Annotated in this window: 7 protein-coding genes; 3 read left to right on the top strand and 4 right to left on the bottom strand. The window is 70.9% G+C overall.

Annotation, left to right across the window (positions count from 1 at the left end; all coding sequences use genetic code 11):
* Positions 1 to 64 precede the first annotated feature (64 nt).
* A complete protein-coding gene (locus QP090_RS37045; RefSeq protein WP_285944433.1) occupies positions 65 to 895 on the bottom strand; it encodes an SAM-dependent methyltransferase in 831 nt (276 codons plus the stop codon).
* 180 nt (positions 896 to 1,075) lie between these two features.
* Between QP090_RS37045 and QP090_RS37050 the strand changes: the two genes are divergently transcribed.
* Complete coding sequence (locus QP090_RS37050; RefSeq protein WP_285944434.1) at positions 1,076 to 2,218, top strand: hypothetical protein; 1,143 nt, start codon at positions 1,076 to 1,078, stop codon at positions 2,216 to 2,218.
* A 162-nt stretch (positions 2,219 to 2,380) separates the two neighbouring features.
* Here the strand turns inward: QP090_RS37050 and QP090_RS37055 are convergent, their stop codons facing one another.
* Complete coding sequence (locus tag QP090_RS37055; protein ID WP_285944435.1) at positions 2,381 to 3,478, bottom strand: baeRF2 domain-containing protein; 1,098 nt, start codon at positions 3,476 to 3,478, stop codon at positions 2,381 to 2,383.
* Between the two features lie 157 nt (positions 3,479 to 3,635).
* On the opposite strand from QP090_RS37055, the gene QP090_RS37060 reads away from it, so the two are divergent.
* Complete coding sequence (locus QP090_RS37060; protein WP_285944436.1) at positions 3,636 to 6,902, top strand: AfsR/SARP family transcriptional regulator; 3,267 nt, start codon at positions 3,636 to 3,638, stop codon at positions 6,900 to 6,902.
* Positions 6,903 to 6,979: 77 nt separating this feature from the next.
* Positions 6,980 to 7,231, top strand: a complete 252-nt coding sequence (locus QP090_RS37065) for a hypothetical protein (protein ID WP_285944437.1) — start codon at positions 6,980 to 6,982, stop codon at positions 7,229 to 7,231.
* A 49-nt stretch (positions 7,232 to 7,280) separates the two neighbouring features.
* On the opposite strand, the gene QP090_RS37070 is transcribed toward QP090_RS37065, so the two are convergent.
* Entirely contained in the window at positions 7,281 to 8,102 is an 822-nt protein-coding gene (locus tag QP090_RS37070; RefSeq protein ID WP_285944438.1) for an ABC transporter permease, read from the bottom strand.
* The gene (locus tag QP090_RS37075; protein ID WP_285944439.1) at positions 8,099 to 9,076 is read right to left on the bottom strand and encodes an ATP-binding cassette domain-containing protein; all 978 of its coding nucleotides are present in this window, start codon (positions 9,074 to 9,076) and stop codon (positions 8,099 to 8,101) included. The genes QP090_RS37070 and QP090_RS37075 overlap by 4 nt, the downstream gene beginning before the upstream one ends.
* Positions 9,077 to 9,741 lie beyond the last annotated feature (665 nt).

A 9,741-nucleotide genomic window follows, 5' to 3' on the forward strand; every position in this document is an offset into this window, starting at 1 on the left:
GTGAGTACGAAGGGCCGGTGCGTTCGCACCGGCCCTTCGTCGCGTCATAGGCCCGGACGAGTGGTCAGGGTTTGCGGGCCACGCCGCCGAACGAGTCGAGCGGCTCGATCTCGTCGATCTCCGGGAAGTCCGGGCGCCACAGCGGGGTGGACACCACGCCCGGCTCCAGCAGCTCCAGCCCCTCCAGGCACGCGGCGATGAACCCGGGCGTGCGCGCGTGGTACGGGACCGAGCCCGCGTCCGCGCACAGTCGCAGCGCCTCGGCGCGGGCCGTGGCGTCGGCCGGTGTGTCGTCGGTGACGCCCAGCACGTTGGTGCCGTCGTTGACGACCACGAAACTGCCGGAGGGCAGCCGGGACGTCAGCGTGCGCACGATCGCGACCGGGTCGTCCTCGTCGGGCACGTTGCCGATGATGCCGAGCAGCAGCAGCGCGATCGGCTGGGAGAAGTCCAGCGTCGCCGCGGCCCGCTCGATGATGTCGCCGGGGTCGCGGACGTCGGCCTCGAGGTAGTCGCACGAGCCTGCGGGCAGGCCGGTCAGCAGCGCGCGGGCGTGCGCCACCACCAGGGGGTCGTTGTCGACGTAGACGACCCGCGCGCCGGGCGCGACGCGCTGCGCGACCTCGTGGGTGTTGTCGAGGCCGGGCATGCCGGTGCCGACGTCCAGGAACTGGCGGACGCCCTGCTCCTCGGCGAGGAACCGCACCACGCGCACCAGCAGCGCCCGGGAGTGCCGGGCGATGTCGGCGATCTCGGGGAACACCCGCATGATCCGGTCGCCGACGTCGCGGTCGACCGGGTAGTTGTCCTTGCCGCCCAGCCAGTGGTTCCAGATCCTCGCCTGGTGCGGCCGGCGGGTGTCGATCCCCGGTGCGGGGGCGCTGCTGTCGGTCATGGGGCCTTCCAGGGTCCGCGACGTCCGTCACCCGCAACCGTAGCCGGGCGGCCCGCCGCGGTGAAGGGTTCGCTGTTCGCCCCGAAATCTTCATCTGTGACCGATTGATCGTTTACGTCGCGATGTGGTCAGATGAGGTGATGATCTTGGATTGATGACCGCCATGGAAACGGAGAATCGATGCGGAAGCTGCTTCCGATCACGCTGGCCACCTCGGTTCTGGTCGCTGGATCGTTGCTCGTCGCGCCCGGTGCGCAGGCGCGCGAGAACCTGCCCAAGGAGGTGTACGGCGGCGCATGGGCCTCGGGGCACGTGCAGGGCATCGCCGTGGACCGTGCCAAGGGCTACATGTACTTCTCGTTCACCAACCTCCTGGTGAAGACCGACCTGAAGGGCAAGCCCGTCGGATCGGTGTCGGGCTTCACCGGACACGTCGGCGACCTGGACTTCAACGCCAAGGACGGGAGGGTCTACGGGTCCCTGGAGTACAAGGAGGCCAAGTCCTTCTACATCGCCATCTTCGACGTGGACAAGATCGACCGGCTGGGCATGGACGCCGAGACGTCCGGGGTCGTGTCGACCGTGTACCTGAAGGAGGTCGTCGGCGACTACTCGGCCGACATGGACGGCGACGGGAAGTTCGACGGCGACACCGGCAACACCAAGGACCACCGGTACGGGTGCAGCGGGATCGACGGCGTGGCGTTCGGGCCGGAGATCGGCAAGGGCGGGAAGCAGCGTGACGGCAACACGCTGACCGTCGCGTACGGCATCTACTCCAACACGTCCCGGCAGGACAACGACCACCAGGTGCTGTTGCAGTACGACGTCGGCCAGTGGAAGAAGTACGAGCGGCCGTTGACGCAGGAGGCCCCGCACACGAGCGGCCCCTCCCGCGTGGACGGGAAGTACTTCGTCTACACGGGGAACACGACCTACGGTGCGCAGAACCTGGAGTACGACCCGTACACCCGCACCTGGATGATGGCCGCCTACAAGGGCGTCAAGCCGGGCTTCCCCAACTACTCGCTCTTCACCGTCGACGCCAAGGCCCGTCCACACAAGGGCGTCATCAAGGGGCAGGCGAAGCCGGAGCGCGGACTGCTCCTGCCGCTCGCCCGGCACGGCCTGAAGGACGCCGCCACCGGAGTCCGCGGCTGGGAGAGCGGCGGGCAGTACGGGCTGATCTCCCTGGGGGACGGCCGGTACTACGTCTCCAAGAACGGCACCGTGGTGGAGGACGGAGTCACCAAGCAGACGAGCAATGTCACCATGTACCGGTGGAGCGGCGCCACGCCCGACCCCCTGGCGAAGGTCTCCTAGACCGTGTTTCAAAAGCCCGGTCCGGCGTTCTCGCCTGGCGGCCCGGACGCCGACCTGGCTTGGGCGAGCGCGACCCTTGAGGCCGCCCCTGAAGCCGGCTTCTGAAGCCGCCCCTCCGGAGACCGCAGTAGGGCGTATGGCAGCCTCCGGAGGGGCGGCGGGTCAATCGCTGTAGCGCAGCACCGCCCCCACACCGAGGGACGCGTTCGGTCCGTCCGCCGGTAGGACGACCAGGTCGCCGTCAGTGGCGGCGACGGCACGGACCAGAGCCGCGTCGGCGCGTTCCTCCTGGGGATCGGTCACGCCGAGTCGGCGCAGCTCGCCCGGCGTGGCGGCGACGTGGCCCGGATCGGGGCCGATCCACAGCCGCGCCGGCGACTCGGGGTCGTCGTCCAGGAGCAGGCTCTCGACCTGCCCGCGCCGGACGGCCGCCACGGTGGCGGGCAGTCCGGCGACGGCCCGCTGCCCATTGGCCAGCTCCCGGTCGAACCGCTCGGCGACGCTCAGCACCCTTTCGGCGGTCTTGAGCTCCAGGATCCGGGCGAGTTCGGCGTTCAGCCCGGGGTCGTCGGCGGAGATGTTGCGGTCGGATTCCACGGTGTGCTCCAGCACGCCTTCGGAGATCTCCTCCAGGACGGCGCTGCGGGCGCGTACGTCTCCGGCGATCACGACCGCCCGGGCGCCGCAGTCGCGCGCCGCCCGGTCGATCTCGCGGCCGACCCTCTTGGCGGTCGCCTTCCACGCGTTCTCCTCGGCCCGCTGGAACCGCGACTGGTTCCAGTCGCCCGCCTTGGTCCTCCGGGCCGGATGGTCCTTGTCGCCCCGGACCTCGCGGTGCCGGTGCCCGCCCTCCGCGGTGAAGCAGTCGATCTCCCCGCCGCGCCGGTCCACCACCGCGACCAGGTGGGGGAACCGCTCACCCCGTCCGGCCAGGTACGGCAGGACATGCGGGAGCGGTGCGACGCGCGCCAGCGACGTGCGCGGCGGCCCGGCCAGGCGCTCGGTGCGCACCACCTCGTCGCCGGCGGCGAAGAGCACCAGCCCCTCGGAGCGGCGCAGCTCCAGTTCCTCGTGCACGACGTGCTCGACGGCACGGAGCGTCCCGTCCGGGGCGCCCTGCGCCTCCAGGTCGGTGCGGAGGGCGCGCCATCGCAGCTCGGCGGCCTTGGACGCGTCCTCGGTGGTCCGGGTCAGGTCCGCGTAGACCGACGCATAGGGTCCCGGCCGGTGGTAGAGCGGTTTGAGGAATGCCAGATCCATGGAACGGCTCTACCCGTCCCGCCCGCGTCAAACGTCGACCGGTGTGACGGGCGGGGCGGCGGTGACCGGGCACGGAGCCCGCCGGAGGCGCCGGACGGCCACGGAGGCGCTCCACGGGGCGCCGCCGCGGGGGGACAATGTCCGAGAGGAGGCAATCGTGCGTATCGGCATCCTGGGCCCGCTCGAGGTGCGGGACGAGGCCGCGCGGCCGGTCGAGGTCAGCGGTCCGCGTCTGCGCGCTCTGCTGGCCAGGCTGGCGATCGACGTCGGACGGGCAGTGTCCGCCGAACGGCTGCTCGACGATCTGTGGGACGGCGCCCCGCCAGGCGGAAACGCCTTACAGGCGCTGGTCTCCCGGCTGCGCGCCGTCGCGGGCCGTGAGCTAGTCGAATTCGGTCCGGGCGGCTACCGGCTCGCGGTCGACGCGGACGAGGTGGACGCCGTCGCCTTCGAACGGCGGGCCGCCGCGGCCCGCCGCGCGACCGACCCGTCCCGTCGCGCGCGCGGACTGCACGACGCCCTCGCGCTGTGGCGCGGCCCGGCGCTCGCCGACATCGCCGACGCCGACTTCGCCGCCCCCGTTATTGCGCGGCTGGAGGAGCTGCGGATCGCCGCGATGGAGGATCGCGTCGACGCCGACCTCGCCGCGGGGACGGGAGTGCCCCAGGTCGTCGAGCTGGAGGAGCTGGCCGCCGCACATCCGCTCCGTGAGCGGCTCCGCGCGCAGCTCATGCGCGCGCTCTACACAGCGGGCCGCCAAGCCGACGCCCTCCGCGTGTACGAGGAGACCCGGTGCGACCTAGCCGAACGCCTCGGCGTCGACCCCTCGCCCGAACTGAGCGCCGTGCATGTGGCCATCCTGAGGGGCGCCCCCGACCTGACCCCTCCGACATCCTCGCGCGCGCCCGCGCTTTCATCCGCGCCCGCGCGCCTGCCGGACTCGGCGCCCGGGGCGGTCCCGCCCCGGTCGGCGTTGACCAACCTGCCCTCGCAGCTCACCACGTTCGTCGGTCGCGAGAAGGAGTCGGAACGCGTCGGACGCCTGCTGGACGAGACGCGGCTGGTCACTCTCACCGGTCCCGGCGGCGCGGGCAAGACACGGCTGGCCGGCGAGACCACCGCCCGGCTGGTGGACGAGCAGCCCGACGGTGTGTGGTTCGTCCCGCTGGCACCGGTCAGCGACCCCGGCGACGTGGCCAAGGCGGTACTGGTCGCGCTCGGCGTGCCCGAACTGCCGTGGACCGCCGAGACCCGCACCCCGGTGCCGCCGCTGGAGCGGCTGACCGACTTCATGGCGGCCAAGCGGATGGTCCTCGTTCTGGACAACTGCGAGCACCTGATCGACGCGGTCGCGAGCGTGGTCGGCCGGGTGCTGGAGGCCGCGCCCGGCGTGCGCGTCCTGGCGACCAGCCGAGAGCCGCTCGGCATCACCGGAGAGTCCCTGTGCCCCGTCCCGTCCCTGCCGCTGCCACCGGACGGCGCGGACGCCGAGGAGGCGATGCGCTACGCGTCGGTGCGGTTGTTCGCCGACCGCGCGGGCGCGGTGCGCCCGGGGTTCGTCGTGGACGGCGACACCGCGGCGCACGTGGTCGCGATCTGCCGCGCCCTGGACGGCATCCCACTGGCCATCGAGTTGGCTGCCGCGCGGCTGCGCTCGCTGACACCGGCCCAGGTGGCCGGACGGCTCGGCGACCGGTTCCGGCTGCTCACCGGCGGCAGCCGTACCGCGTTGCCCCGGCACCGGACACTGCGCGCAGTGGTCGACTGGAGCTGGGAGCTCCTGGACGACGTCGAGCGCACGGTGCTGCGCCGCCTGTCGGTGTTCGCGGGCGGCGCCACACCCGACGGCGCCACTGCAGTGTGCGGTGTGGAGGGGGCCGGCGCGCCCGATCCGCGCGACGTGATCGACGTGATCGCCGCGCTGGTGGACAAGTCCCTGGTGATGGCGAGCGGCGACCCGGAGGTGCGGTACCGGCTCCTGGAGACCGTCCGCGTGTACGGCGCCGAACGGCTCGCCGAGGCGGGTGAGACCGTCCGGATCAAAAGCGCGCACGCCGCCCACTTCGTGGAGCTCGCCGAACGCGCCGAACCCGAGCTGCGCCGCCGCGACCAGCTTCACTGGAGCGACCTGCTGGCCGCCGAGCGTGACAACTGCAACGCGGCGTTCCGGCATGTCCTGGACGTCCGCGACGTGCCCACCGGGCTGCGTCTGGTCGCGGCGCTGGCGTGGTTCTGGCTGATGCGCGATCTGGAGAGGGAGGCGGGCGGCTGGGCCATCGCGGTGCGGGAGATCGCGGGCGACACGGCCCCGCCCGGACTGGAGGAGCAGTACGCCATCTGCTTCTTGACGGCGATGATGGTGAACGGGATGACCTCCGAGTCCGGCCCCACCCCCGTGCAGATCCGCGACCTTATCGATCAGCTGGTCAAGGTGATGCCGGCGGAACCGCGGCACCCCGCCCTGATCATCGCGCCCGTCGCCGGCCCGCTCTTCACCGGCGACATCGACGGCGCCCGGCGGTTGATACAGGGCGTCGCGGAGCATCCCGACCCCTGGGTCCGGGCCGTGGCGCACGTCATGGAGGGGTTCCTGGCGATGAACGACGGCGAGATCGAGCAGGCCGCCGAGCAGGTCCGCGCCGCCTACGAGGGGTTCCGTGAGCTCGGCGACCGATGGGGGATGGTCCTCGGGCTCAGCGGCCGGATGAACCTCGCGCTGGTGCGGGGCGAAACGGCCGAGGCCGTGCGCCTGGCGGAGGAGGCCTACGAGTACGCCGTGCGGCGGGGCTCCAACGAGCAAGGCGCGGTTCTGCGCATCACCGTCGCTCAAGCGCGGGCCGCACATGGCGATTTCGACGGTGCGCGCCGGGACCTTGCCGACAGCATCCGCGACACTGAACGGATCGGTGAGTACGCCGACGCGGCCCATGGCCGTGTCTGGTTGAGCGAGCTTGAGCGCAGGGAGGGCAACCTCGCCGCAGCGCGTCCCCTGCTGGAACGCGCTCTGGAGGACGTCGAGCCGAGACGACACCGGGCCGACTTCACCCAGGTCAGCGTGATGGTCTACGCCAAGCTGGCCTGCCTGGTCGAGCAGGAGGGCGATCTGGAGGAGGCGGCCCGCCTGCACGCCTGGGCGTTCTCTGGGGTCGCCGACAACATGCTGCTGGGCAATCAGGTCCTCGCCACCCTCGTCGAGGGGGTGGCGGCGCTCTCCGCCGCGCGCGGCGAGCATGTCCGCGCCGCGGAGCTGCTCGGCACCGCGCACAAACTGCACGGCTTCCGAGACCGCTACAGCCTTGAGGCACGGCGCGCCACTGCGGCGGCCACCGAAGCGCTCGGCGCGGAGGGCTTCGACGAGGCGTACGCGCGCGGACGCCTCGCCACAAGGGAAGAGGCCCTGGCCATCGTCCCTGACGGCGGATGAGGGGAATCACGGCGCGACCGCCCTGGCCACCGCCTGACCAGCCCCCACTGCCCCGACATCGTTTCGGAGGAGTCGCCATGACGGAGACCGCGGTTCTGCCAGCCCCAGCCGTACCCACGACCGCCGTCCCGCCCGCCGCCGCGGAGGTCGGCCTGCTGCTCTCGCGCAGCGGCCTCCCCGCGACGGCGGAGGAACTGGCGGTGCTCGCCGCCGGTCACGAGTTCCAGCAGGCCGCCCTTGCGGGGCTGTACTCCGTGCCAGAAGCGCGGTACGTCGACCCGGCACTGAGATTCCGCGCCGACGCCCGCTTGACCGACTGGTCCGAGTAGCGCGCTCTTCGTGCACGCCCGCGCCATATCCGTGACATCACACCAAGGGTCAGGCGCGGCGTGCGTACATCCGCATCGCCAGCGGGAACGTGACCAGGACGATGCCCGCCGCCCAGGCGAGCGTGTACCAGGCGTGGTTGCCGACAGGGCCGCCGAGGGTGAGTGCCCGTATTGCGTCCGCCAGATGCGACACCGGGTTGACCTTGGCCCACGCCTGTAGCCACCCCGGCATGCTGGAGGTGTCGGGAATCAGGATGCTGCTGCCGAACGTCAATGGCATCACCCACAGGAACGCCAGTCCCTGCACGGTGCCCGGTGAGGGGGCGACCAGCCCGACCAGCACCGAGATCCAGGAGACTCCCATGTAGAACACATAGGCCAGGGCGAAGGCGGCCAGCACTGATAGTGGGTCGTTGTGGAACCGGAACCCGAGGATCGACCCGAAGCCGACCAGGACCGTCATCACTATGACGAACCGGACCGTGTCCCCTAGGACCGTGCCGATCAGCGGCGCGGAACGGGCGATCGGCAGGCTCCGGAACCGGTCGAAGACCCCCTTGTGGATGTCCTCGTTCAACGCGGTGCCGAGACTCATCGTCGCGAACATCGTCATCTGCGCGACCAGGCCGGGCAGCAACTGCTGTAGGTAGGTGTGGGTGCTGCCCGACACCGCCCCGCCGAACACGTAGAGGAACAGCACCAGGAACACGATGGGCATCAGCATCGTGTCCAGCAGCTTCTCCGGAGAGTGCTTGAGCTGCGCGATGTTGCGCCACGCGAGCGTCAGCCCGTGGCGCATCGTGCGCTGGGGGCTGATCCGCCCTGGCGGCTCGACCCGTGCGGTGACACCGGTGCTCGTGATGGCGGTCATGCCGGAGTCCTTTCGGGAACGGATTCGGTGTCCGCCTCCTCGGCGGGATGTCCGGTGAGGGTGAGGAAGACCTCGTCCAGGCTGGGCATGCGCAGCGCCAGCTCGGCGGCCACGATGTCCGCCTCGTCCAGCCGCCGGACCACCGCGGACAGCAGTGTCGGGTCGCTCACCGGAACCGTGACCAGCCCGGACGGCTCCTGGACGGTCGGATGCAGCCCGGTGAGCTCGGCGACGATCGCGGTGAGCTGCGAGGCCCGGTACGGCTCGGCCGCACGGACCTCCAGCGTCTGCCGGCCGATCCGGGACTTCAGCTCGGCGGAACTGCCCTCGGCGATCACCCGGCCGTGGTCGACCACCGTGATCTGGTCGGCGAGCGCGTCGGCCTCCTCCAGGTTCTGGGTGGTGAGCAGCACCGTGGCCCCGTCGGCGACCACCTCGCGCACGGTGTCCCACACGTCGTTGCGGGCGCGGGGGTCGAGCCCGGTCGTGGGCTCGTCCAGGAAGATGACCTCCGGCCGGTTGATCAGGCTGGCGGCCAGGTCCAGCCGCCGCCGCATCCCGCCCGAGTAGGTCTTCACCGCGCGCCCGCCGGGCTCGGTCAGGCCGAACTGCTCCAGCAGCCCGGTGGCGCGGTCACGTGCGTCGGCCCGGTTGAAATCCAGGAGCCGCGCGATCATGCGCAGGTTCTCCGACCCGGTCAACTCCTCGTCCACCGAGGCGTACTGGCCGGTCAGCCCGATCATCGCGCGCACCCGGACCGCGTCCTTCAGCACGTCGTACCCGCACACCTCCGCGCGCCCGGCGTCGGGCTTCAACAGGGTGGCCAGGACCCGCACGGCCGTGGTCTTGCCGGCGCCGTTCGGCCCCAGCACACCGAGCACCGTCCCACGGCGCGCGGCGATGTCGACCCCGTCCAGGGCCTGAGTATCCCCGAACCTCTTCCGCAGGCCCTCGGCCTGGATCACATAGCTCATTCACGGTTCCTCACGTCTCGGCGTCTGCCTGGAACCACCGTCGGCGACGGCACTGACGTGGTGCTGACGTGAGCGCCGCGCGGGGACGGTCACGCTGACGGGACGCTGACACGGTCCGCCGAACGCCCGGTCGTGCCGCGACCGCGACCGCGACTGCGGCTCGTGAACAGGCTGTGACCAGCAGGTTTACGTGAGGGGTCACGGAGGTAAGCGTCCCGATTTGACGTGGGGGGCGCGGGAATCTAACGTTCTACCTGCCCCGAGGGGATGCGGAACGCCGAGAGGCGGACGGCCCCGGGGAAAGCCACTCAGAAGAAATCGGTTCGAAGCACACTGCGAACCGAGGTAAGCTGAAGTAGCAGGCCTGGAACGGGATGCAGGACGCCGCAAGGTGGCCGGCCCGGTGGCCCCCCGGTACATCGAGTCGCAGGCTTGGGTCTGTGTGGTCTGTGTGGTTGGTGTGTGGGGATCGGGTGATTCTTGACCGTCGAAAAAGATCTTCGGATCTGGACTTGACAGCCGGGAAGATCCTGGTAAGTTAGAAGGGTTGCCCCGGAGCGAGGCCCGCGAGAGTGGGTGGAGCGCGGTGGGTGTCCGTTTCTTGAGAACTCAACAGCGTGTTAAAAGCCAGTGCCTTAATCGGTTCGGTCATTAGTTGGCTGGAC

Source organism: Actinomadura xylanilytica (genome assembly GCF_030283145.1).
GTDB lineage: Bacteria > Actinomycetota > Actinomycetes > Streptosporangiales > Streptosporangiaceae > Spirillospora > Spirillospora xylanilytica.

Excerpts from the sequence above, each read along its gene's own strand:
- QP090_RS37070 (WP_285944438.1), bottom strand. The coding sequence starts at position 8,102 with ATGACCGCCATCACGAGCACCGGTGTCACCGCACGGGTCGAGCCGCCA.
- QP090_RS37065 (WP_285944437.1), top strand. The coding sequence starts at position 6,980 with ATGACGGAGACCGCGGTTCTGCCAGCCCCAGCCGTACCCACGACCGCC.
- QP090_RS37050 (WP_285944434.1), top strand. The coding sequence starts at position 1,076 with ATGCGGAAGCTGCTTCCGATCACGCTGGCCACCTCGGTTCTGGTCGCT.
- QP090_RS37055 (WP_285944435.1), bottom strand. The coding sequence starts at position 3,478 with ATGGATCTGGCATTCCTCAAACCGCTCTACCACCGGCCGGGACCCTAT.
- QP090_RS37075 (WP_285944439.1), bottom strand. The coding sequence starts at position 9,076 with ATGAGCTATGTGATCCAGGCCGAGGGCCTGCGGAAGAGGTTCGGGGAT.
- QP090_RS37045 (WP_285944433.1), bottom strand. The coding sequence starts at position 895 with ATGACCGACAGCAGCGCCCCCGCACCGGGGATCGACACCCGCCGGCCG.